The sequence below is a fragment of the Aminobacter niigataensis genome, from assembly GCF_014200015.1.
GTDB classification, from domain to species: Bacteria; Pseudomonadota; Alphaproteobacteria; order Rhizobiales; family Rhizobiaceae; genus Aminobacter; species Aminobacter niigataensis.
Genome location: NZ_JACHOT010000007.1, coordinates 250,526 through 273,143, shown reverse-complemented (window position 1 = coordinate 273,143; position 22,618 = coordinate 250,526). Strand labels below are relative to the sequence as shown.

Sequence of the window (22,618 nt, the reverse complement as noted above, 5' to 3'; positions counted from 1 at the left end):
CCGTGCCGCCTGCGACCTCGTCTTCGAAGGCCGCGCCCAGCCCAACGGCTACACCGAGCCGGTCCTCCACAAGCGCAGGTTGGAGCTCAAGGCCAGGGAAAGAGTTTAGAATTCTCGGGTATGATGCCCGATGTGATTTTGACAGCCTGATAGTTATGACAGCGCTCTACGTTGCCCCCCTCTGGCCTGCCGGCCATCTCCCCCACAAGGGGGGAGATCGACCAATCGCGACGGCGCAACCCCTTGCCCATGCTGTCCAGCGGGCGGCGCGTTCAACGCGGCTGATCTCCCCCCTTGTGGGGGAGATGGCCGGCAGGCCAGAGGGGGGCGACGTAGAGCTCCCCATATCCGCAAAGTACCGGGCGCCATGATCCTCCTCGCCATAGACTGTGCCGCAAGCCTCTGTGCCGCCAGTATCCACGATGCCGACGCTGGTCGCGAACTCGGCCGCTGCGTACGCGATCTTGGCAAGGGCCATGCTGAGCACCTGATGGCCGTCATTGAAGAGGCGCTGGCGCAGGCCGGCAAGGCCTATGCCGATCTCGGACGGATCGGCGTGTCCACCGGTCCCGGATCGTTCACCGGCGTGCGTGTCGGTGTCTCAGCCGCGCGCGGCTTTTCACTGGCGCTGAAAATCCCGGCAGTCGGGGTCACCACGCTTGAAGCGCTTGCTTATGAAACATACCAGGCGCTCGGGCCGATGAAGGTGCTGGCAGCCCTCGATGCGGGGCGCGAGGAGCTTCATGCGGCATTGTACGATGCGAACGGAAAGGCTCTTCGCGAACCTGCCGTCTTGTCGCTGGCCGAGGCTGTCGAGATCGCCTCTTCCGCGCCGATGGCGCTAGCAGGAACCGCAGCCCAGTCTATCGCCAATGCGGTCGGAGTGGACAAGGCATTGCAAATCGGCCCGCTCGCGGCGACTGCAGATATCGGCACTTATGCCCGGTTGGCCGCCGCCAAGCAGCCCGGCGACCGGCCCAAGCCCCTTTACCTCAGAGCACCGGACGCCAAGCCGCAAGCCGGCTTCGTGCTGGCGAGGGAACAGAAATGAAATTGCCGTTCTGGCCGCTGCGCCGCGACTTTGCGCTCCTGCCGCTCTCGGTCGACGACAGCGCGGCCATCGCACCCCTGCACCGCGAAGATTTCGTGCGCCCATGGTCAGGCGAGGAGTTTTCGTCGCTGCTCGCACAAGACACGGTTTTCGGTTTTGCCGTCCGTGAGGTCGGCCACGGCGCGGAAGCGCCGGCAGGTTTCGTGCTGGCACGGCTGGCGGCGGGCGAAGCCGAAATCCTGACCATCGCGGTGTCGCGGTCGCATCGTCGCCATGGCCTCGGCTGGCGCCTGATGGACGCCGTGTTGCGTGAATTGCACGCCCAGCGCGCCGAAGCACTGTTCCTCGAGGTCGACGAGACCAATGCGGCGGCGATAGGCCTCTACCGCAAGTTCGGCTTCCACGAGGTCGGCAAGCGCCCGAATTACTACCAGTCGGCGCAGGGGGCGACGGGCGCGCTTGTCATGCGGCTCGATCTTCGCTAGCCAGAGGCCCGTTCGGGGGCTTTGAGGGCTACATGATCGGAAAGATCCGCACGGGGCTCGCGCTCTTCTGGATGGTTGCGGCCTCGCTGGTGCTGGTACCGCTGCAGGTCATCTCGATGAAGACCGGCCTGTGGCCGGAAACGTTCATCCTCAAGATCTGGCATCGCGCCATGCTTTGGGGGCTCGGCATGCGCGTCCGCATCGTCGGCAAGATGGTCGAAACCCGGCCGCTGATGATCGCCGCCAACCATGTCTCGTGGACCGACATCATGGCGCTCGGCTCGCTGGTCGACGTCACCTTCATCGCCAAGTCGGAACTGAACGGCTGGCCGGTCTTCGGCTTCCTGTCGCGGCTGCAGCGCACCGTGTTCGTCGAGCGCGAGCGCAAGCGCAAGTCGGGCGACCAGGCGAGCGAGATCGCCCAGCGCCTTGCCGCCGGAAACGCCATGGTGCTGTTCGCCGAAGGCAGCACCGGCGACGGCAACCTGCTTCTGCCGTTCAAGAGCACGCTGTTCGGCGCCGCCTCGATGGCGATTGCCGAGGGGGCTGCCGCTCACGTCGTCATCCAGCCGGTTTCGATCGCCTATACCCGCATCCACGGCCTGCCGATGGGCCGCCAGCACCGGCCGATCGCCAGCTGGATCGGCGACATGGACCTGGTGCCGCATGTCGGCCAGCTCCTGGCCGAGGGCGGGCTCGACGTCGAGATCCGCTTCGGCGAACCGATCGATTTCTCGGCCAAGTCGAGCCGCAAGGAGGCGACGCGGCTGATGGAGGAGCGGGTGCGGACGATGATGCTGCAATCGCTCGCCGAGCCGCATCCGGCACGCTGAGCATTCGCCGAGGGAAACCCCTGAACGTTCCATCGAATGGCCGACGGCGCCGCAGCTTCGCCTGTGGGGCCTGGATAGCACCAGTTTAGAAAAGCAAAAAACCCCGGCGAGAGCCGGGATCCCCAAGGTCTGACTGTCTTGGAACCTGTACGCGACGCCGAGTCATCAGAGGATCTTCGGTACGCTTCCAATTTGGAGGTTCGTGGCGAGGTCCTTTGTGCTCACGATTGACGAACTTTGGTTTTTTCACCGAGATAGAGCAGCGCCGACAAGGCGCCAACGCCGAAGATCGGGTGAGTGGTCATGCCGGAGTAGGGAGATCACATGCGATCGGTTATCAAGATCACGGCTAGGGCAATGGCCGACGCGGCTGCGGTGATTGCCTGTTGCCATCTCTTATCTCTGGCGAATGACCCTGCAATGATCATGATCACAGGCACGCTGGCTAGTGATGCATACCAAGCGACGAGTTTTAGCGTTTCCATCGATCCTCCCGTAACGATCGGCTGCGTGTAACACTGCCAACGAATATGTTCACCTGGCAAACGACGAGGGATCGTAGGCATACTAAAGGTTGCCGCGGCCGGGTTTTATGGAGGGGGCCTTCAGCCATACCGAACGGGGAAGAGATGGTTAGACTAATGCTTGCCGGAGCGTTGATGCTCGCAGGCTCGATGTCTTTGCTGCCGGCATGGGCGTTTCATTTGATTGGGGTCCGACGAAAAAGTGCCTGGACCCGAAGTCTCCGCCGATTGCACTGTCGAATGTGCCGCAGGGAACGGTAAATCTTGAGATCAAGATGATCGATCAGAATGCAAGCTTCAGCCACGGGGGCGGCAAGGTGGCGTTCAAGGGACAGTCCCAGCTCCCCTATGATGCCTTCAAATACAAAGGGCCTTGCCCGCCTGCAGGCACGCATCACTACAAGATCACGGTGAAGGCGCTTGACGCGAGTGGCAAGGCCTTGGCCAGTGGGTCGGCTACCCAGCCCTTCTCAAAGAAGTAAGCATTAATCCTTGAAAGGATCGCCCCGCTGCCGAAAGGTGGTGGGGCTTTTTGCGTTCCAGGCACAAACAAAAACCCCGGCCGGAGCCGGGGTGTGAGGACGGCGGGAGCGTGCCGATCAGAACTTGTAAGCCGCCCCGATGCGGAAATCGTGTGTTCGGATTCGAGCGACAAGATTCTCATCCGAGGATGGGACAAAGTCCTTGTCATTGAATCGGACGTAACGATATTCGCCACGCAGGATCGAGTTGTCCGACAGCGCGTATTCGGCGCCGCCTCCAATTGTCCATCCCATAAGATCGACTTCGGCGTCGGAATAGAAGGCACCCCCCTCCCGCTCTTCGTAACTCAATCGACCGAATGCCACGCCCCCGGTGACGTAAGGTAGGAACCGGTCGATTGAATAACCAAGACGCGCTCTGATCGACCCGGTCCAATCGAAATCATTCGTGCTGCGATAGAGTGTGGAGCCGACCGGGTTGCCCGATGCACCTGCATTGCCAATAGCGAAATCGCCTTCGGCTCCCAATACGATACGGTTTGCGAATTGTTGATTGTAGCCAACATACAGACCGCCAAACATCCCATCGGGACTGAGATTGTAGCTGCCATTGGTGTCGGTGGCCAATGTGTGATCAACCGAGCCGCCTACCATATAGCCCGCTTGAAGGCCGATGTACCCACCGGTCCAGACGAAGCCGGCTGCCGCCTCCGGAACTGGTTCATAGACGACTGCATCTGCCGCGATGGCACCGCCTGCTACGGCAAGTGAGAATGTCGAAGCGAGAAGAATCGTTTTCATGGCAAGCCCTAAATTAGATTTATGCCGCAGCAGATCATTCGGCTCTGACACGGTCAGATAGTTCCGTCACCATTGCGACCGCACGTTGGGACGCAAAGTCATGAAGATGGGACGCACAGTCATCAGCCGAAAGGCGGTGGGGCTTTTTGCGTTCCAGGCACAAACAAAAACCCCGACTTGAGCCGGGGGCCAGGATGCGATGTGGTGGCCATGCCGTCCAAACGGCTCCCACGTCTTCCAGCCAAGGCTGGCGGCACCAAAGGCGTAAAGCGTCTGTTTTTTGCCGCCGAAAGGCGGTAATAGGCGCGGCATGGAACTCGACGATATGTTTGAAATCATGCCGGCAGCCTCTGGTGAGGTCGCCGCGGCAAGCACCAGCGCTGCCAAGAAGGTCTTCATCAAGACCTATGGCTGCCAGATGAATGTCTACGACTCGCAGCGCATGAGCGATGCGCTCGCGGCTGACGGCTATGCGGCGACCGAGGCCATAGAGGACGCCGACCTCATCTTGCTCAACACCTGCCATATCCGCGAAAAGGCTGCCGAAAAGGTCTATTCGCAGCTCGGGCGCCTGGGCAAGCTCAAGGCGGAGCGGGCGGAAAGCGGCCGCGAACTGATCGTCGGTGTCACCGGCTGCGTCGCCCAGGCCGAAGGCCGCGAAATCCTGCGCCGCGCTTCGGCGGTCGATCTCGTCGTCGGCCCGCAAACCTATCATCGCCTGCCGGAAGTGGTGAAGAAGGCGCGCGGTGGCCAGAAGGTCGTCGAGACCGAGTATTCGCTCGAAGACAAGTTCGAGCACCTGCCGCAGCCAAGGAAGTCCGAAGTCGCCAGGCGCGGCGTCACCGCCTTCCTGACCGTGCAGGAAGGTTGCGACAAGTTCTGCACCTTCTGCGTCGTGCCTTACACCAGGGGGTCGGAAGTTTCGCGTTCGGTCGCCCAGATCGTCACCGAGGCGGAAAGGCTGGCCGAGGCCGGCGTGCGCGAGGTGACCCTGCTGGGCCAGAACGTCAACGCTTGGCACGGCGAGGGCGCCGACGGCAAGGAATGGGGGCTGGGCCGCCTGCTTTACCGTCTCGCCGAAATCCCCGGCATTGCCCGGCTGCGCTACACCACCAGCCATCCGCGCGACATGGACGACGAGCTGATCTCAGCCCATCGCGACCTCGCGGCACTGATGCCCTATCTGCACCTGCCGGTGCAGTCGGGCTCCGACCGTATTCTCAAGGCGATGAACCGCCGGCATACGGCATCGGACTATCTCCGGCTGATCGAGCGCATCCGTACGGCACGCCCCGACATCGCCATGTCGGGCGATTTCATCGTCGGTTTTCCGGGCGAGACGGATGCCGATTTCGAGGCTACGATGGAGATCGTGCGCGCCACCAACTACGCCTCGGCCTATACGTTCAAATATTCGCCGCGTCCCGGCACGCCCGGCGCCGACATGGACGGCCATGTCGAGGAAAAGGTCAAGGACGAGCGCCTGCAGCGGCTGCAGCAGCTGATCACCAAGCAGCAGCACGCCTTCGCCGACGGGCTGGTCGGTATGACGATTTCGACGCTGATCGAAAAGCCCGGCCGCGAGCCCGGACAGATCGTCGGACGATCGCCTTGGTTACAACCGGTTATTGTTGATGAAAAGGCCGGCGAAATCGGTGACATTGTTGATGTGCGAATCACGAAGACAGGTACCAACAGCCTGTTCGCCGAAGCGGTCTGATCGGCCGTACGGCAGATGAGGAGAGACGGTTGAGCGCTGCTGAACTCAAGAACCTGCCCTCCGGGGCGTCTGACATGGCGCACATCGTACTGACCTTCGACAACAACAAGCTAGCCAGTGCGCTTTACGGCCAGTTCGACGAAAACCTGGCCCGTCTCGAACAGAAGCTCGGCGTCGACATTCGCTCGCGCGGCAACCAGCTGACCATCAAGGGCAGCGCCACCGCAGCCGAGCAGGCACGCCGCGCCCTCGACCATCTCTATGCCATCCTGCAGAAAGGCGGCGAATTGGCCCAGTCCGACGTAGACGGCGCCGTCCGCATGGCAGTTGCCCCCGACGATCAGCTGACGCTGCCGACGCTCGAGCGCAAGGGCAAGATGGCCGCCGCCCAGATTTCGACGCGCAAGCGCACGATCTATGCCCGCTCGCTCAACCAGGACGCCTACATGCGGGCGCTGGAGCGCTCCGAACTGGTGTTCGGCATCGGCCCCGCCGGTACCGGCAAGACCTATCTCGCGGTCGCCCACGCCGCCATGCTGCTCGAACGCGGCATGGTCGAGCGCATCATCCTGTCGCGACCGGCGGTCGAGGCGGGCGAGCGCCTCGGCTTCCTGCCCGGCGACATGAAGGAAAAGGTCGATCCGTATCTCCGCCCGCTCTACGACGCGCTCTACGACATGATGCCGGCCGACAAGGTCGAGCGTGCCATTGCCGCCGAGGTCATCGAGATCGCGCCGCTCGCCTTCATGCGCGGCCGCACGCTGGCGCATTCGGCCGTCATCCTCGACGAGGCGCAGAACACGACCTCGATGCAGATGAAGATGTTCCTCACGCGTCTCGGCGAGAACTCGCGCATGATCATCACCGGCGATCCGACCCAGATCGACCTTCCGCCCAACACCAAGTCGGGCCTGGTCGAGGCATTGCGGATCCTGGACGGCGTGCCGGGCGCGGTGACGGTGCGCTTCAACGACACCGACGTGGTTCGCCATCCGCTCGTCGCCGAGATCGTCAGGGCCTATGACCGCGACGGCAAGGTCGCCCGCGGCCTTGGCACCGAGGGTTGACCGGGAACGAATTTGGCAATGCCTGACAAGGATTTACCGCCGTCTTCCGGCGCGGAGGGCGGCCTCGACATCGACCTGATGGTCGAGGAGGGCGCCTGGCCGGGCGAGGATGCGCTCAGGGCGCTGGTCGACCGCGCCGTGCCTGCGGCTTTCGCGGAAGCCGAGGTCGAAGCTGCCGACGGCGTCGAACTGAGCCTGGTCTTCACCGACGACGCGGCGATCCGCAAGCTCAACGCCGAATGGCGCCAAAAGGACAAGCCGACCAACGTGCTGTCGTTTCCGGCCTTTCCGGTGGCGCCCGGCGATCCGCTGCCGCCGATGCTCGGCGACATCGTGCTCGCCTACGAGACGGTGGCTCGGGAGGCCGAGCTTGAAGGCAAGACGCTCGAAAACCACATCACCCACCTCATAATCCACGGACTCCTGCATCTTTTGGGGTATGATCACGAGACCGACGAGGAGGCCGAGGAGATGGAAGCGCTGGAACGCCGGGCGCTGGCGAGGCTTGCCATTCCCGATCCCTACGCGTAACAGGGACGAGCAATCGACCGGAAGAAGATGAACGACAAAACAGAGACTGCCGCCACGCCCGAACCGGGAACCGCGGCAAGGGCCTCCGACCAGACCGAGGACGGACCTAGTACCAGTGCGCCGTTAACCGCGACGCACGACACGCAGGCCGAGCGGCCATCCTTCATCGAGCGGCTGACCAGGCTTTTCCGGCACCGCAGCAACGGCACCAATATCCGTGAGGAAATCGTCGACGCGCTGGCCGAGACCGGCAGCGACGCCGACTCGTTCTCGCCCGGCGAGCGCGCCATGCTCAACAACATCCTGCGGCTGCGCGAAGTGCGCGTCGAGGACGTCATGGTGCCCCGCGCCGACATCGAGGCGATCGAGCTTTCCACCACGCTCGGCGAGTTGTTGTCTGTTTTCGAGCAGTCCGGCCACTCGCGCATGCCCGTCTATGTCGAGACCCTCGACGATCCGCGCGGCATGGTCCACATCCGCGACGTGCTTGCCCACATCACCCGTGGTGCCCGCGTCAAGAAGGGCCGCTCACGCAAGGCACAGGCAGCCGAAGCCCAGCTCGACCTGTCGCAGGTCGATCTCCAGCGCAGCATCGGCGATCTCAACCTCGTCCGGACCGTGCTGTTCGTGCCGCCCTCCATGCTCGCATCCGACCTGATGACCCGCATGCAGGCGACACGTACCCAGATGGCGCTGGTCATCGACGAATATGGCGGCACCGACGGGCTGGTCTCGCTCGAGGACATCGTCGAGATGGTCGTCGGCGACATCGAGGACGAGCACGACGACGACGAGCCGATGATCACCCAGGCCGGCGATGGTGTCTATGTCGTCGACGGCAAGGCTGAGATCGAGGAGGTCGCAAAGGTTCTCGGCGAGGAATTCTCTGCCGGCGAGCATAGCGAATATGTCGATACCATCGGCGGCATGATCTTCAACGCGCTCGGCCGCGTGCCCGCGCGCGGCGAGGTGGTGCAGGCGATACCGGGCTTCGAGTTCCACGTGCTCGACGCCGACCCGCGCCGGGTCAAGCGTGTCCGCATCGTCCACTCCGTCAAGAGCGAGCGCCGCCGCCGCGCCAAGGCTGAACAGGCGTGAGCCTGGCCGGCCGGGGCGGTCCGCCGTTTGGTGCCGCCTCGCGGTGCTGCTACACCTTCGATCCGTGATTCTTGGACGAGGGGACAGGATGGCGCGCCTTGCTGGGCGGATAATTCTGCTGTGGGGATGGAAAAGGGCGCTGGTGGCCTTTCTGGCCGGCGCCCTGGCAGTCCTGGGCCAGGCGCCCTACGATTTCTTCGCCGCCTGCTTTGTTTCGTTCCCGATCCTGGTCTGGCTCATCGACGGTGCCGTCGCCGATAGGCCGGCAGGCTTCCTGCGGCAGCTAAGGCCGGCCTTTGCCGTCGGCTGGTGGTTCGGCTTCGGCTATTTCCTTGCCGGGCTGTGGTGGGTCGGCGGCGCGCTTCTGGTCGAGGCCGACAGTTTTGCCTGGGCACTGCCCCTGGCGGTTGTCGGCATTCCGTTGATCCTGGCCTTCTTCCATGGTTTCGCAGCGGCCTTGGCACGACTGTTGTGGAGCGACGGCATCGGCCGCATTTTCGCGCTGGCCTTTGCATTCGGCCTCGCCGAATGGCTGCGCACCTTCCTGTTCACCGGATTTCCCTGGAACCCGCTCGGTTTTGCCGCGATGCCGGTGCCGCTGCTGATGCAGAGCGTGACGGTGATCGGCGTCGTCGGCATGAACGTGCTGGCCGTCTTCGTCTTCGCCATGCCGGCGCTGCTGGCTGACCGGCGCAATCTCAAGCTCGGTGCCGCGTTGGCCGTGCTGCTCGTCGCTGCTCACGCTGCCTACGGCTATTTCAAGCTGGCAGCGCCCGCCGCGGCGCCGGCGCAAACGATCAACGTTCGCATTGTCCAGCCGAACATCGACCTCAGCGAAAAATGGGATGGCAGCGTCCGCGACCGCATCTTCGCCGGCATGCTGCAGCAGTCGGCCGAAGCGCCGAAGCCGGGCGCCCCGAAGCCGGACCTCATCATCTGGCCCGAAACGTCGGTGCCGTTCCTGTTCACCGAGCGGCCGGATGCGCTTGTGGCGATCGGGGAGATGCTGTCCGCAGGACAGATGCTGATGGCCGGCATCGTCCGCGACGAGGGCGAATCGGTAGCCGGCACGGAAACGCGCTATTACAATTCCGTCGTCAGCATCAACGACAAGGGCGAGATCGTCGGTTCGATCGACAAGGTCCATCTGGTGCCTTTTGGCGAATACATCCCCTTCGCAGGCCTGATGGAGCGTGTCGGCCTGACGCAACTGGTGGCCGGCCCGATGAATTTTGTCGCCGGTACGGACCGGCGGCCGTTCGCCCTGCCGGGCGGCATCAAGGCCTCGGCCTTCATCTGCTATGAAATAATCTTTCCCGCTATCGTTGCAGTTGACGCGGCGTCAACTCAGATTATGGTGAATGTCACCAACGACGCGTGGTTTGGCGATACTCCGGGTCCCTATCAGCATTTCCGGCAATCGCAGGTCCGCGCGGTCGAAAACGGGTTGCCGGTCCTGCGCGCGGCCAACACAGGAATTTCCGGCATTGTCGACCCGAGCGGGCGAGTTGTGGATGCACTTGCGATGAATGTTCGCGGCACCATCGATGTCTCGCTTCCGGTGGCCGCCTCCGGCGCTGCCTCGCCGCCGTTTTCGCGCGTTAACGGTTTCCTGATCATGTTCCTTATTGCCGTAGCGGCAAGTGGCTTGAAGCTCAGACAGAGGCTCAGGGCGAATTGACACTGCTATTGTTAGAAACTCATATGCCACCGCGCGGCTTCAGGCTGTGCCAATCGGCGTTCATGCCCGGACGCTATAAATTGCCCTGAACGGGGCTACCTGCCCAATAATAAGCTGGAAAAATCCGGCGAGGAAAGACAGTGGAAAAAGAGAACAAGAAAAAACCAAACCCGACCGACGTATACGTCGGCGGGAGAATTCGCCTGCGACGCAACATGCTGGGAATGAGCCAAGAGAAGCTCGGAGAAAGCCTCGGTATTACATTCCAACAGATTCAGAAGTACGAAAAGGGGACCAATCGTGTTGGAGCGAGTCGTCTCCAGGCCATCGCCTCGATCCTCAGTGTGCCGGTCGCATTCTTCTTCGAAGACGCTCCAGGGGCCGATGGCGGTGAGCACAAGGGGCTTGCCGAGGACTCTTCCACCAGCTTCGTGGTCGATTTTCTTTCGAGCGCCGAAGGCCTGCAGCTCAACCGCGCCTTTGCCCGGATCTCGAACCCCAAGGTCCGGCGCAAGGTCATCGAATTGGCCAAGGTCCTCGCCGACGACGAAGAGCAATAATGCCAGCGAGCGCCGTGCGTCCGAAAGGGCGCACAACGGGCGCTCCAAGTGCCTGAACTGTGCATCGTGCTCTCCGGAAATCGGTTCCGATTTCCGGCCGATGCGCGAGAGCGGCGGCGGTGCGCCGTCGCCACGCCCTCGCAATAACCGGCCTTCCGCGACGAAAGCCTGCTTGACGAGTTCCGGCAGGCTTCGCTAACACGTGACGCGCCAAACCGATCGGCATAGCGCCGATCCTTTCCAAGAGGGGACATCCCGTGTCGCGGCAGAATTATCTTTTCACTTCCGAATCCGTATCCGAAGGTCACCCCGACAAGGTGTGCGACCGCATTTCCGACGAGATCGTCGATCTCGTCTACCGTGAGGCCAAAAAGACCGGCATGGATCCGTGGAAGGTCCGGGTTGCCTGTGAGACCCTGGCAACCACCAACCGCGTCGTGATCGCCGGCGAAGTTCGCGTGCCCGACACGCTGCTGAAGAAAGACAAGAACGGCCAGATCGTGAAGGACGCCGCTGGCCATCCGGTCGTCAATCCGTCGAAGTTCAAGTCGGTGGCCCGCAAGGCCATCCGCGCCATCGGCTACGAGCAGGCCGGCTTCCACTGGAAGACCGCCAAGATCGACGTGCTGCTGCACGGCCAGTCGCCCGACATCGGCCAGGGCGTCGACAACGCCGCCGACCGCCAGGGCGAAGAAGGTGCCGGTGACCAGGGCATCATGTTCGGTTATGCCTGCCGCGAGACACCGGACCTGATGCCGGCTCCGATCTACTACAGCCACAAGATTCTCGAACTGCTGGCCACCGCCCGGCACGAGAACAAGGGCGACGCCGGCATGCTCGGCCCGGATGCCAAGAGCCAGGTCACCGTCCGCTACCAGGACGGCAAGGCCCGCGAAGTCACGCAGATCGTGCTTTCGACCCAGCACCTCGACGGCAGCTGGGATTCGGGCAAGGTTCGCAAGGTGGTCGAGCCCTACATCCGCGAAGCCCTTGGCGATCTCGAGATCGCCAATGACTGTAACTGGTACATCAACCCGACCGGCAAGTTCGTCATCGGCGGTCCAGACGGCGACGCGGGTCTCACCGGCCGCAAGATCATCGTCGACACCTATGGCGGCGCTGCCCCGCATGGCGGTGGTGCGTTCTCCGGCAAGGACACCACCAAGGTCGACCGTTCGGCAGCCTATGCCGCGCGCTACCTGGCCAAGAACGTGGTTGCCGCCCGGCTTGCCGACCGCTGCACCATCCAGCTGGCCTATGCCATCGGTGTTGCCCAGCCGCTGTCGGTCTATGTCGACCTGCACGGCACCGGCAAGGTTGACGAAGCGGTGCTCGAAGACGCGCTGCGCCAGGTCATGGACCTGTCGCCGTCTGGCATCCGCCGCCACCTCGACCTCAACAAGCCGATCTATGCCAAGACCTCGTCCTACGGCCACTTCGGCCGCAAGGCTGGTCGCGACGGTTCCTTCTCCTGGGAGAAGACCGACCTGGTCAAGGCGCTCAAGGACGCCGTAGCCAGCAAGGAAGCGGTCGCCGCCTGAGGCGACTGTAGGTTACATGGAACAGGAACCGCGCCGCAGCCGCACGACGGAAGCCTTTTTCGGGCGGCGGCGCGGCAAGCCTGTCCGCCCGCATCAGGCGATCGCCCTTGAAAATGGGCTCGCCCGCATGGGCATAGACATCAAGACCCTGGCACCTGACGACCTGCGCACGCTGTTTGCGGCCCCGGTTTCCAGGGTCAGGCTGGAAATAGGCTTCGGCGGCGGTGAGCATCTTCGCCATATCGCCGCGAACAATCCCGACGACGGCTTCATCGGCGTCGAACCCTTCGTCAACGGCATGGCCAAGATGACGACGGCTCTTGACGGCCAGCCGCTCGCCAATATCCGCCTGTACGACGAGGATGCGACCCAACTGCTCGACTGGCTGCCGCAGGCGTCGCTCGCCGGCATCGACCTGCTCTATCCCGACCCGTGGCGGAAGAAGAAGCACTGGAAGCGCCGGTTCGTCAGCCCGGTCAATCTCGACCGCTTCGCCCGCGTGCTGAAGAGCGGCGCGAAGTTCCGTTTCGCCTCCGACATCGACACCTACGTCAACTGGACGCTGCTGCATTGCCGCGCCCACGCTGCCTTCGAGTGGCAGGCGGCCGACGCCGCCGACTGGCACACGCCTTACGAAGGCTGGACGCGCACCCGCTACGAGGCGAAGGCGATCCGCGAAAACCGGACGCCTGCATATTTGACCTTCGTCAGGGTGTAGGCGGCACTTCCCTTCTCCCACAAGGGGAGAAGGGGCTAACCGTCACGCCTCGGCTTTCCCAAACGACACCCGAACCCTGAGCCCGCGCCCATCCGCACCCGCCAGAAGCTCCAGCCGGCCGCCGAACAGCGAGGCGATCTCCTCGACGATGGGCAGGCCGAGGCCGGCGCCGGGTTTGTCGCCCTCCCGCCCACGCACGAAACGCTGGCGTACGTTTTCCAACTCGGTAGCCGGAATGCCTGGCCCGGTGTCTTCGACCTCCAGCACAACGTCGGCACCCTGGTCGAGCACCTTGACTGTCGCCTCCGTGCCTTGGCCCGCATAGGCAAGCACGTTTTCGATCAGATTGCGGATCATTTCGCTGAGCAGCATCGGCTCGCCGCGTACGAACAGAGCCTGTTCGCCTTCGAAACCCAGATCGATCCCTGCCGCATGGGCCTGGGTCACGCGGTCGGCGGTGAGTTGCTGGGCAAGCGCGGTGAGATCGACCGCGTCGAGGCTTTTCAGCCGGTCGGACGCGGCTTCGTCGACCTTGGCGAGCAGCAGGAGCTGGGCGATGACGCGTTCGGCATGGGCCACCGCCTCGTCGCCGATGCGCGCCGCCTGCCGGGCTTCCTCCAGCGAATGTGCGCGTGAGGCGAGCGCAAGCTGGGTACGGATGATGGTCAGCGGCGTGCGCAACTGGTGGCTGGCATTGCCGGTGAAGTGGCGCATCGCGCCGAGCGCCGATCCGAGCCGGCCCATGAAGGAATTGACGGTGTCGACGAGGCCGCGCACCTCCTTGGGCACCGACTGCTCGATCGGATGCAGGTCGTCGGGGTTGCGCTCGGCAATCGCGTCGCGCAGCCGGTAGAGCGGGCGCAGCGAGAAGGTGACGGCGAGCCAGACGATGGCTGCCGCACTGCCGATCAGGATGGCGAGGCGCAGCGCCGAGCGCAGAAGGATCGTCTGCGCCAGTTGGGTGCGGGCAATCGTCGTTTCTGCCACGGTGACCACGAAGGGGATCGAACTCGCGCCCGTCGAGGCGGCACGGGACAGCGAGGTCAGCCGGATCGGCTCGCCGCGGAAACTGGCGTCGGTATAGCCGCTTTCCTCCTGCTCCAGCCCTTCGATGATGGGCAGGGTCTGGTAGCCGGTGATGAAGCCGCTGGGGCCGTCGACGCGGTAGAAAACGCGGTCCTGCGCCGCCGAGGTCAGCATTTCCAGCGCGACATAGGGGATGTCGACCTCCAGCGCGCCATCTTCTGCCACCACCACCCGCTCGGCGATCGCCAGGGCCGAGCCGGCCAGCACGCGGTCGGAGACGGCGTTGGCGGTGTCGACCGCCTCGTTGTAGGTGTCGGCGAGCGCGACTAGGCCCAGGGCGACCAGCGGAACCAGCAGCCAGAGCAGCAGCCGCCTGCGCAGTGAATATGGTTTGGCTCGGGCCATCAGGCGCTGGGCAGCTTTTCGAGGTAGTAGCCGATGCCGCGGGCGGTGCGGACGGTCAGCCCATAGGGCGCCAGCCGCTTGCGCAGCCGGCTGACATACTGCTCGATAGCGTTGGCGCTCAAATCCTCGTCGAAGCCGGCGAGCGATTCGATGATCGCCTGCTTGGCGACCACCTTGCCGGCGCGCATGAACAGGGTCTCGAGCAGCGCCAGTTCGCGCGCCGGGATGTCGATGGCCGCCCCGTGCGACGAGAAGCTGCGCGTGGTGAGGTCGAGCGTCACGTCGCCGAACGACACGGTCGACGCCTTGAGCCCGGCGCGGCGGCGCAACAGCGTGCGCACACGCGCCTCCAACTCGCCGACGTCGAACGGCTTGACCATGTAGTCGTCGGCGCCGAGGTCGAGACCCTTGACCCGCTCGTCGAGCGAATGACGCGCCGACAGGATCAGCACCGCGGCGTCGTGCTGGCGCCCGCGCATGGTGCGCAGCACGTCGAGCCCGTCCATTTCCGGCAGGTTGAGGTCGAGGATGACGAGGTCGAAGCGCTCGGTGGCAAGCACTGCCACGGCAGAGGCGCCGTCGCCGACGACGTCGACGGCATAGCCGCTGCCCTTGAGCACCGCCGCCAGCCCCCCGGCCAGCGTCGCATTGTCCTCGACCACCAGAATGCGCACCCGAATTCTCCTTGCCCGCCCGTTCGAACGATGCCTATTCGCTAGGCAAAGGTCCAGTGCCCGTCATGCGCGTCGATAGCGCTTCGCCGTTGTGCGGCTCGCCCGGCTGTTGCATGGTCTGGCGATCATGCGTCTGGCCATTTTCACCGTCCTTGCCTGCCTCTCATCGCCCGCCTGGGCCGAAGTCACCGTCTTTCCGGCGCTGAATGGCGCCGCCGACGCCCGCACGCTGGTTGTCTATTCGTCGCTCGACGCGCCGTTGGCCAAGCCGATGATCGAAGGCTTCCAGAAGGCAAACCCCGGCGTGGCGGTGCGCTACGAGGATCTGCAGACGGTCGACATCTATGACCGCGTCGTCGCCGAGACGGATGCCGGCAAGGGCACCGCCGACATCGCCTTTTCCTCGGCCATGGACCTGCAGGTCAAGCTCGCCAATGACGGCTATGCCCAGGAAAGCCGGCTGCCGCTGTCGGATCGCTGGCCGCGCTGGGCCAACTGGCGCGACACCGCCTATGCGCTGACCTTCGAGCCGGCGGTGTTCGTCTACCACAAGCCGAGCTTCAAGGACGCGCCGCCGCCGGCGACGCGCGGCCAGTTCGTCGAATTCCTCAAGACGCAGGGCGACAGGTTCTACGGCCGCATCGCCACCTACGACATCGAGCGTTCCGGCGTCGGCTTCATGTTCATGGCGCGCGACCAGGAGCAGTACCCCGACATCTGGTCGGTGATCCGCGCCATGGGGGCGGCGGGCGTGAAGCTCTATTCGACCAGTGGCGCCATCCTCGAGCGCATCGCCGACGGCCGTTTCGTGCTCGGCTACAACATCTTGGGCTCCTATGCCGCCGACTGGGCGGCGCGGAACCCCGACGTCGGCATCGTCCTGCCCAAGGACTACACCGTCGTCATGTCGCGCATCGGCCTGGTGCCGGCTGCCGCCAAGTCGTCGGATCTCGGCCGCCGCTATCTCGAATATTTCATGTCGGCCGAGGGCCAGACGGTGATGGCGCGGCAATTGCATATCGCAGCCGTCAATCCGGAGGTCTCGGGCGAGAATACCGCCAACCGCATGCAGGAGGTTCTTGGCGGGCAGTTGCGCCCGGTGCCGGTCAGCCCGGGACTGATGGTCTATCTTGACCAGGTCAAGCGCTCCCGTGTCATCGAGCGCTGGAACGAGGCGCTGCGCAGCCCGTGATTCCGGCGATGTTCCCAAGCTGTTGCATCGGTGTCAGTCTGATGTCAGGTTGCTGCGATAGGGAAGTTTTGGCCCATCCGTTGGAGGCGGCGAGGCTCGGAAAGTTCGGGAGGATTTCGAACACGTTTCCGCAACGGCTACCCGACGGCGATCCTATCGCCGGGCAGAGGGGCCGGGAAACGCTGCTCTGATGGCAGGCCCCTTGGCCGGCCAGTTCCTTCCCCCGAAATGCCGAGACGCTGCCCTGGCGCTGGCCTCGAAACTGAAAAGCATCTGCCCCGCGCATGCGGGCAAGGGAGGAACAGCAATGAAGCAGTTCGTATTGGCCACCATCGTCGCAGGCGCGCTCGCCCTGCCGGCTGCGGCCGCCGACTACAAGATCATGGCACCTGCGGCCCCCGGCGGCGGCTGGGACCAGACCGCGCGCTCGATGCAGACCGCGCTCCAGGACGAGAAGATTTCCGCCTCGGTCCAGGTCAACAACGTTCCGGGCGCCGGCGGCACCATCGGCCTCGCCCAGTTCGTCAACCAGGCCAATGGCGACCCGGCCCAGCTCATCGTCGGCGGCTACGTCATGGTCGGCGCGATCCTGACCAACGCCTCGCCGGTGACGCTCGACCAGGTCACCCCGATTGCCCGCCTGACCGGCGAGTTTGAGGCGCTTGTTGTTCCGGCCGCTTCCGACATCAAGGACATGGCTGGCCTCGTTGCCAAGCTCAAGGCCGATCCGGGCGCGGTTTCCTGGGGCGGCGGCTCTGCCGGCGGCACCGACCACATCACGGCAGGCCTGATTGCCAAGGCCGTCGGCGTCGACCCGACCAAGGTCAACTACATCGCCTATTCCGGCGGTGGCGAGGCTCTTGCCGCCATCCTCGGCGGCCAGGTGACGGTCGGCATTTCCGGTTACGGCGAGTTCGCCGAGCAGATCAAGGCCGGCACGCTCCGCATCATCGGCATCTCGTCCGACGCCAAGGTCGAAGGCATCGACGCACCGACCTTCAAGGAAGGCGGCGTTGACGTCTCGATCCAGAACTGGCGCATGGTCGCTGCCGCTCCCGGCATCTCGGCCGAGCAGAAGGCGGCAGTGCTCGCCGACGTCGAAAAGATGGTCACCTCGGCTTCGTGGACGAAGATCCTCGCCGACAAGGGCTGGGCCAACACCTACCTCGCCGGCGATGACTTCGCAGCGCAGCTGAAGAAGGACACTGAGTCCACCGCAGCGATCCTGAAAGACATCGGCCTGGTGAAATGAGCCTGGACAACCAGCAACAAGAAAGGCGCCGCCCCGATTGGGCGGCGCTTGTCATCGCCGCTCTGCTTATGGCGGTGTCTGTCGTCATCGCCTGGAGCACCGCCAGCCATGGCGCCGGCGCCAGCTATGCCCGCGTCGGCCCGACAACCTTTCCCTACGTGATCGCCGTGGCGTTCTTCGGCCTGTCGATCTGGACGGTTTTCGAAGCTTTCCGCGGTGATTTCCCCGAGCGCGAGAAACAAGAGATCAGCCCGATCCTGTGGATCGTCGGCGGTCTTGCCGCCCAGATGCTGCTGCTCAAGGCAGCCGGCTTCTCGATCGCCACCGGATTGCTCTTCGCCGCGACAGCACGCGCGTTCGGACGCGGGCCGCTGTGGAAGACGATCCCGATCGGCATCGTGCTTTCGTTCGTCGTCTGGGTCATTTTCGCCAAGGGATTGCAGCTCTCGCTGCCCGCCGGCCCGCTCGAACACCTGCTGTTCTGAGCGATCATCAAGGGAGCTCGGCTCTAAATGGATACCTTTGGTCTGCTCGCGCAGGGGCTGCTCACGGCACTCGAGCCGATGAACATGCTCTATGCGCTGATCGGCGTGACGCTCGGCACGGCTGTCGGCGTTCTTCCCGGCATCGGCCCGGCACTTACCGTCGCCCTGCTTTTGCCCGTCACCTACAAGCTTGATCCCGCCGGTTCGCTGATCATGTTCGCCGGCATCTATTACGGTGGCATGTATGGCGGCTCGACGACGTCGATCCTGCTCAACACGCCTGGCGAAAGTGCCTCGATCGTCACGGCGCTCGAAGGCAACAAGATGGCGCGCGCCGGGCGTGGCGGCCCGGCACTGGCAACCGCCGCCATCGGCTCGTTCGTCGCCGGCCTGATCGCCACCATAGGTCTTGCCTTCGTTGCGCCGACTGTCGTCAAGATGGCGCTGTCCTTCGGTCCGGCCGAATATTTCGCGCTGATGATCCTGGCCTTCATGACCGTGTCCGCCGCCTTCGGCGACTCGACGCTGCGCGGACTGACGGCGCTGTTCATCGGCCTTGGGCTCGGTCTGATCGGCATCGACCTGCAGACCGGCCAGGCGCGCCTTGCCTTCGGCATTCCCGACCTGCTCGACGGCATCGAGGTGACGACGCTTGCGGTTGCGCTCTTCGCCGTTGGCGAGGCGCTCAGCGTCGCCGCCAGCAAGGGCGGCGATTCGACCATCCAGGCGATCAAGGGTTCGGTGTGGATGACTCGCGAGGACTGGCGCCGTTCATGGAAGCCATGGCTGCGCGGCACCGCGATCGGCTTCCCGATCGGTGCGATGCCGGCCGGCGGCGCCGAAATCGGCACCTTCTTGTCCTATTCTGTGGAAAAGAACCTGGCGCAAAAGCCTGAAGAGTTCGGCCATGGCGCCATCGAAGGTGTCGCCGGCCCCGAAGCGGCCAACAATGCATCGGCGGCCGGCACGCTGGTGCCGCTGTTGACGCTCGGCCTGCCGACCACGGCGACCGCCGCGATCATGCTCGCCGGCTTCCAGCAGTTCGGCCTGCAGCCTGGGCCGCTGTTGTTTGCGACCAACCCGCAACTGGTCTGGGGCCTGATCGCCTCGCTGCTGGTGGCAAACCTGATGCTGCTGGTGCTCAACCTGCCGCTGATCGGCGTCTGGGTCAGGCTCCTGACCATCCCGCTGCCCTGGCTCTATTCGGGCATCCTGCTGTTTGCGACGCTCGGCACCATCGGCGCCAATCCGTCGACTTTCGAGCTCGGCATGCTGCTGGCATTTGGCCTGCTCGGCTACGGCCTGCGCCGTTTCGGCTATCCGATTGCGCCCGTGGTGGTCGGTCTGATCCTTGGACCGATGGCGGAGCAGCAGCTACGCCGCGCGCTGGCCATCAGCCAGGGCGACCCGATGATCCTGGTGCATTCGCCGATTGCGATCGTGCTGCTGCTCTTGGCGGCAACGGCGGTGCTGCTGCCGCTCTACCTGCGCGCCCGTGGCCGCGGCAAGGTGCTGGCCCAGCTGGGCGCCAACGAGGACTGAGGCCTCTCGGTTGCGAAACAAAAAAAGCCGAGGCCCGGAATTCCGGCCTCGGCTCTTTCTTTGCCTCGACAGCGAGGCGGGATACCCAGGGACAGAGCGACGGTCAGATTGACCGGCCGCTCCGGAGCACCGCCCGGCTGGCAACGCCTTGGCAAGCGCCAATGACGCGGTCAGCGGTGCGCTCTCTACCCTGAATGCCTGTAATCAGTATTTGCGAATGCGGTCGAAGTGGAGCGGGTCGATGCCGAGCATCACCAGGTCCTGGTTGGTTGGGCGATGACCGCGCTCGACGGCTGCTGCGGCAGCGACGGCGCTACCAAAGGTGCGGACCAGTTCGCCAATGCGGCCAAGGGGCTTGCGGGTGTTCATCTCTTTATCCTCTTTTGCGCTGCATCATCATTTCTTGTGCAGCGCAACAAATATAGGTGACGCAAAGGGAAGCGGTAGGGGCATCTGCGCATGCTTGCCATGCATCCGCTGCATTGGTCGGCTAATTTACCGGTCGTGGACGCAACCGGCCACGGGACTTGAAAGGCGCGCCGCCTTCGGCTATATCAGCCTCAAATTCTTGGTCGGTATGACGAAGAGTGGGTCCACCCGGTCCCGCTCTTTTTTGTTACCTGCCGACCGTCTGGAGATTCTATGACCGAAAACGCAGTCGAACAGACAGGCGACGACCGCATCATCCGCGAGACCGGCATCGACGCCCGCATCGCCTTGATCGTCCAGCCCGTCCTTCGTGCGATCGGCTTCCGCCTCGTTCGCATCCGCCTTTCGGGGCAGAGCGGGCTGACGCTGCAGATCATGGCCGAGCGCGAAGACGGCACCATGACCGTCCAGGATTGCGAAGAAGTGAGCCGCGCGGTTTCGCCTGCTCTCGATGTCGATGATCCGATCGAAAAAGCGTATCATCTCGAAGTGTCGTCGCCGGGCATCGACCGGCCGCTGGTCCGCAAGTCGGATTTCGGCAACTGGATCGGTCACATCGTCAAGATGGAGACCTCGGTCATGGTTGCCGACCGCAAGCGGTTCCGCGGCAAGATCGCCGAGGTCGATGAAGAAGGCATCCTGATCCAGCGTGACCAGGCTGCCTACGGCGAGGAGCCGACCGTGCGCGTGCCTTTCGAGGCGATTTCCGAGGCGCGGCTGATCCTTACCGACGATCTCATTCGCGATGCCCTGAGCAAGGACAATCAGGCGCGCAAGGAAGCACGGAAACGTCGCGGCGAAGACGAAGATGCGCCGGAAGACGAAGAAACCGAAACGGAAGATTGATAGAGCCGCGCGGCTGGACCAGGTTCGGCCGAACGCTCCGGGAGAAAGACAATGGTTGTAAGCGCCAACAGGCTCGAACTGCTGCAGATCGCCGATGCGGTCGCCCGCGAGAAGTCGATCGACAAGTCGATCGTCATCGCCGCGATGGCCGACGCGATCCAGAAGGCAGCGCGCTCGCGCTATGGTCAAGAGACCAACATCCGCGCCGACATCAACCCCAACACGGGCGAGATGAAGCTGCAGCGCCTGATGGAAGTTGTCGAAAAGGTCGACGACTATGCCATCCAGATCGCGCTGAGCTCGGCTCGCGAACGCAACCCCGACGCCCAGCTCGGCGATTTCATCGCCGAACAGCTGCCGCCGATGGATTTCGGCCGCATCGCCGCCCAGTCGGCCAAGCAGGTCATCGTCCAGAAGGTGCGTGAAGCCGAGCGCGACCGCCAGTACGACGAATACAAGGATCGCATCGGCGAGATCGTCAACGGCACGGTCAAGCGCGTCGAGTATGGCAACGTCATCGTCGATCTCGGCCGCGGCGAGGCGATCATCCGCCGCGACGAGCTGATCCCCCGCGAAAACTACAAGTACGGCGACCGCGTTCGCGCCTATGTCTACGACGTGCGCCGCGAGCAGCGTGGCCCGCAGATCTTCCTGTCGCGTACCCATCCGCAGTTCATGGCGAAGCTGTTCACCATGGAAGTGCCGGAAATCTACGACGGCATCATCGAGATCAAGTCGGTTGCCCGCGATCCCGGTTCGCGCGCCAAGATCGCCGTCATCTCGCGTGACAGCTCGATCGATCCTGTCGGCGCCTGCGTCGGTATGCGCGGCTCGCGCGTCCAGGCCGTCGTCGGCGAGCTCCAGGGTGAAAAGATCGACATCATTCCGTGGTCGCCCTCGGCCGCTTCCTTCATCGTCAACGCCTTGCAACCGGCTGAAGTCGCCAAGGTCGTTCTCGATGAGGACGCCGAGCGCATCGAAGTGGTGGTTCCCGACGACCAGCTGTCGCTGGCCATCGGCCGTCGCGGCCAGAACGTGCGCCTGGCTTCGCAGCTGACCGGTTGGGATATCGACATCCTGACCGAGCAGGAAGAATCGGAGCGCCGCCAGAAGGAATTCGTCGAGCGTTCGACGCTGTTCATGGAATCGCTCGACGTCGACGAGATGGTCGGTCAGGTGCTGGCTTCCGAAGGCTTCACCTCGGTTGAGGAAGTGGCTTACGTCGATGCCGACGAAATTGCCTCGATCGACGGTTTCGACGAGGACACCGCTTCCGAGATCCAGACCCGTGCCCGCGAGTATCTCGAAAAGATCGAGGCCGAGCACGACGAGAAGCGCAAGACGCTCGGCGTGCAGGACGAACTGCGCGAAATCCCCGGCATTACCACCGCGATGCTGGTGGCGCTCGGCGATGACGGCGTGAAGACGATCGAGGACTTCGCCGGCTATGCCGCCGACGACCTCGTCGGTTGGAAGGAACGCAAGGACGGCGAGACCAAGTTCTTCCCGGGCGTGCTCGCCGACTACGGCGTGTCGCGCACCGATGCGGAACAAATGGTCGTTGCTGCCCGCCGCATGGTTGGTTGGATCGCCGAGGACGAAGTCGTGTCCGAGGAAGAGCCAGCCGACGTCGCCGGTGAGTGACGTGAGGCCGGCCGGAGAATCTGTTGGACGA

Annotated in this window: 23 protein-coding genes; 18 read left to right on the top strand and 5 right to left on the bottom strand. The window is 63.9% G+C overall.

Going from position 1 to position 22,618, the window contains the following annotated elements; genetic code table 11:
* Nucleotides 1-367 precede the first annotated feature (367 nt).
* Genes tsaB through olsA form a run of 3 tightly spaced genes read left to right on the top strand, consistent with a single transcriptional unit; the run spans nucleotide 368 to nucleotide 2,369 of the window.
* On the top strand, nucleotides 368-1,051 hold the full coding sequence (tsaB, locus tag GGQ99_RS22055; RefSeq protein ID WP_183264181.1) for a tRNA (adenosine(37)-N6)-threonylcarbamoyltransferase complex dimerization subunit type 1 TsaB: 684 nt from the start codon (nucleotides 368-370) through the stop codon (nucleotides 1,049-1,051).
* Entirely contained in the window at nucleotides 1,048-1,536 is a 489-nt protein-coding gene (locus tag GGQ99_RS22050; protein ID WP_108605416.1) for a GNAT family N-acetyltransferase, read from the top strand. The genes tsaB and GGQ99_RS22050 overlap by 4 nt, the downstream gene beginning before the upstream one ends.
* Nucleotides 1,537-1,568: 32 nt before the next feature.
* Nucleotides 1,569-2,369 carry a lyso-ornithine lipid O-acyltransferase gene (gene olsA / locus GGQ99_RS22045; protein ID WP_183264180.1) on the top strand — a complete coding sequence of 267 codons (801 nt, stop codon included), beginning with the start codon at nucleotides 1,569-1,571 and terminating at the stop codon, nucleotides 2,367-2,369.
* Between the two features lie 320 nt (nucleotides 2,370-2,689).
* On the opposite strand, the gene GGQ99_RS22040 is transcribed toward olsA, so the two are convergent.
* On the bottom strand, nucleotides 2,690-2,854 hold the full coding sequence (locus GGQ99_RS22040) for a hypothetical protein (RefSeq protein ID WP_159091502.1): 165 nt from the start codon (nucleotides 2,852-2,854) through the stop codon (nucleotides 2,690-2,692).
* 206 nt (nucleotides 2,855-3,060) lie between these two features.
* Here GGQ99_RS22040 and GGQ99_RS22035 point away from each other — a divergent pair, with 206 nt between their 5' ends.
* Entirely contained in the window at nucleotides 3,061-3,375 is a 315-nt protein-coding gene (locus tag GGQ99_RS22035; protein ID WP_183264179.1) for a YbhB/YbcL family Raf kinase inhibitor-like protein, read from the top strand.
* A gap of 117 nt (nucleotides 3,376-3,492) precedes the next feature.
* On the opposite strand, the gene GGQ99_RS22030 is transcribed toward GGQ99_RS22035, so the two are convergent.
* Nucleotides 3,493-4,176, bottom strand: coding sequence for an outer membrane protein (locus GGQ99_RS22030; protein ID WP_183264178.1), 684 nt, complete (start codon nucleotides 4,174-4,176; stop codon nucleotides 3,493-3,495).
* 310 nt (nucleotides 4,177-4,486) lie between these two features.
* Here GGQ99_RS22030 and miaB point away from each other — a divergent pair, with 310 nt between their 5' ends.
* From miaB to trmB, 8 genes are all read left to right on the top strand, one after another.
* A complete protein-coding gene (miaB, locus tag GGQ99_RS22025) occupies nucleotides 4,487-5,896 on the top strand; it encodes a tRNA (N6-isopentenyl adenosine(37)-C2)-methylthiotransferase MiaB (RefSeq protein ID WP_183264177.1) in 1,410 nt (469 codons plus the stop codon).
* Nucleotides 5,897-5,970: 74 nt separating this feature from the next.
* On the top strand, nucleotides 5,971-6,963 hold the full coding sequence (locus tag GGQ99_RS22020) for a PhoH family protein (RefSeq protein WP_404801294.1): 993 nt from the start codon (nucleotides 5,971-5,973) through the stop codon (nucleotides 6,961-6,963).
* Between the two features lie 18 nt (nucleotides 6,964-6,981).
* Nucleotides 6,982-7,494 carry an rRNA maturation RNase YbeY gene (ybeY, locus tag GGQ99_RS22015; protein WP_183264176.1) on the top strand — a complete coding sequence of 171 codons (513 nt, stop codon included), beginning with the start codon at nucleotides 6,982-6,984 and terminating at the stop codon, nucleotides 7,492-7,494.
* A gap of 27 nt (nucleotides 7,495-7,521) precedes the next feature.
* Entirely contained in the window at nucleotides 7,522-8,592 is a 1,071-nt protein-coding gene (locus GGQ99_RS22010; RefSeq protein ID WP_108605409.1) for a hemolysin family protein, read from the top strand.
* Between the two features lie 88 nt (nucleotides 8,593-8,680).
* Complete coding sequence (gene lnt / locus GGQ99_RS22005; protein WP_183264175.1) at nucleotides 8,681-10,273, top strand: apolipoprotein N-acyltransferase; 1,593 nt, start codon at nucleotides 8,681-8,683, stop codon at nucleotides 10,271-10,273.
* 140 nt (nucleotides 10,274-10,413) lie between these two features.
* Nucleotides 10,414-10,833 carry a helix-turn-helix domain-containing protein gene (locus GGQ99_RS22000; protein ID WP_055980869.1) on the top strand — a complete coding sequence of 140 codons (420 nt, stop codon included), beginning with the start codon at nucleotides 10,414-10,416 and terminating at the stop codon, nucleotides 10,831-10,833.
* 257 nt (nucleotides 10,834-11,090) lie between these two features.
* Nucleotides 11,091-12,374 (top strand): methionine adenosyltransferase, encoded by a 1,284-nt coding sequence (gene metK, locus GGQ99_RS21995; RefSeq protein WP_108605407.1) that lies wholly within the window; start codon nucleotides 11,091-11,093, stop codon nucleotides 12,372-12,374.
* A 16-nt stretch (nucleotides 12,375-12,390) separates the two neighbouring features.
* Complete coding sequence (gene trmB, locus GGQ99_RS21990) at nucleotides 12,391-13,092, top strand: tRNA (guanine(46)-N(7))-methyltransferase TrmB (protein WP_108605406.1); 702 nt, start codon at nucleotides 12,391-12,393, stop codon at nucleotides 13,090-13,092.
* 42 nt (nucleotides 13,093-13,134) lie between these two features.
* Here the strand turns inward: trmB and GGQ99_RS21985 are convergent, their stop codons facing one another.
* On the bottom strand, nucleotides 13,135-14,523 hold the full coding sequence (locus GGQ99_RS21985) for a sensor histidine kinase (RefSeq protein ID WP_183264174.1): 1,389 nt from the start codon (nucleotides 14,521-14,523) through the stop codon (nucleotides 13,135-13,137).
* Nucleotides 14,523-15,197: a response regulator gene (locus tag GGQ99_RS21980; RefSeq protein ID WP_183264173.1), complete on the bottom strand. Its 675-nt coding sequence runs from the start codon at nucleotides 15,195-15,197 to the stop codon at nucleotides 14,523-14,525. The genes GGQ99_RS21985 and GGQ99_RS21980 overlap by 1 nt, the downstream gene beginning before the upstream one ends.
* 127 nt (nucleotides 15,198-15,324) lie before the next feature.
* Between GGQ99_RS21980 and GGQ99_RS21975 the strand changes: the two genes are divergently transcribed.
* The 4 genes from GGQ99_RS21975 (at nucleotide 15,325) to GGQ99_RS21960 (ending at nucleotide 19,668) form a co-directional block, all read left to right on the top strand.
* Nucleotides 15,325-16,389 carry an ABC transporter substrate-binding protein gene (locus tag GGQ99_RS21975; RefSeq protein ID WP_183264172.1) on the top strand — a complete coding sequence of 355 codons (1,065 nt, stop codon included), beginning with the start codon at nucleotides 15,325-15,327 and terminating at the stop codon, nucleotides 16,387-16,389.
* A 307-nt stretch (nucleotides 16,390-16,696) separates the two neighbouring features.
* On the top strand, nucleotides 16,697-17,641 hold the full coding sequence (locus GGQ99_RS21970) for a Bug family tripartite tricarboxylate transporter substrate binding protein (RefSeq protein ID WP_108605403.1): 945 nt from the start codon (nucleotides 16,697-16,699) through the stop codon (nucleotides 17,639-17,641).
* Nucleotides 17,638-18,126, top strand: coding sequence for a tripartite tricarboxylate transporter TctB family protein (locus GGQ99_RS21965; RefSeq protein ID WP_183264171.1), 489 nt, complete (start codon nucleotides 17,638-17,640; stop codon nucleotides 18,124-18,126). Before GGQ99_RS21970 ends, GGQ99_RS21965 begins: the two co-directional genes overlap by 4 nt.
* A 27-nt stretch (nucleotides 18,127-18,153) precedes the next feature.
* Nucleotides 18,154-19,668, top strand: a complete 1,515-nt coding sequence (locus tag GGQ99_RS21960; protein WP_108605401.1) for a tripartite tricarboxylate transporter permease — start codon at nucleotides 18,154-18,156, stop codon at nucleotides 19,666-19,668.
* Nucleotides 19,669-19,872: 204 nt separating this feature from the next.
* Here GGQ99_RS21960 and GGQ99_RS21955 read toward each other — a convergent pair whose 3' ends face one another.
* Nucleotides 19,873-20,037 (bottom strand): hypothetical protein, encoded by a 165-nt coding sequence (locus tag GGQ99_RS21955; RefSeq protein ID WP_165916076.1) that lies wholly within the window; start codon nucleotides 20,035-20,037, stop codon nucleotides 19,873-19,875.
* Nucleotides 20,038-20,310: 273 nt separating this feature from the next.
* Here GGQ99_RS21955 and rimP point away from each other — a divergent pair, with 273 nt between their 5' ends.
* A complete protein-coding gene (gene rimP, locus GGQ99_RS21950) occupies nucleotides 20,311-20,943 on the top strand; it encodes a ribosome maturation factor RimP (RefSeq protein WP_108605400.1) in 633 nt (210 codons plus the stop codon).
* A 51-nt stretch (nucleotides 20,944-20,994) separates the two neighbouring features.
* A complete protein-coding gene (nusA, locus tag GGQ99_RS21945) occupies nucleotides 20,995-22,587 on the top strand; it encodes a transcription termination factor NusA (protein ID WP_108605399.1) in 1,593 nt (530 codons plus the stop codon).
* Nucleotides 22,588-22,618: the final 31 nt, after the last annotated feature.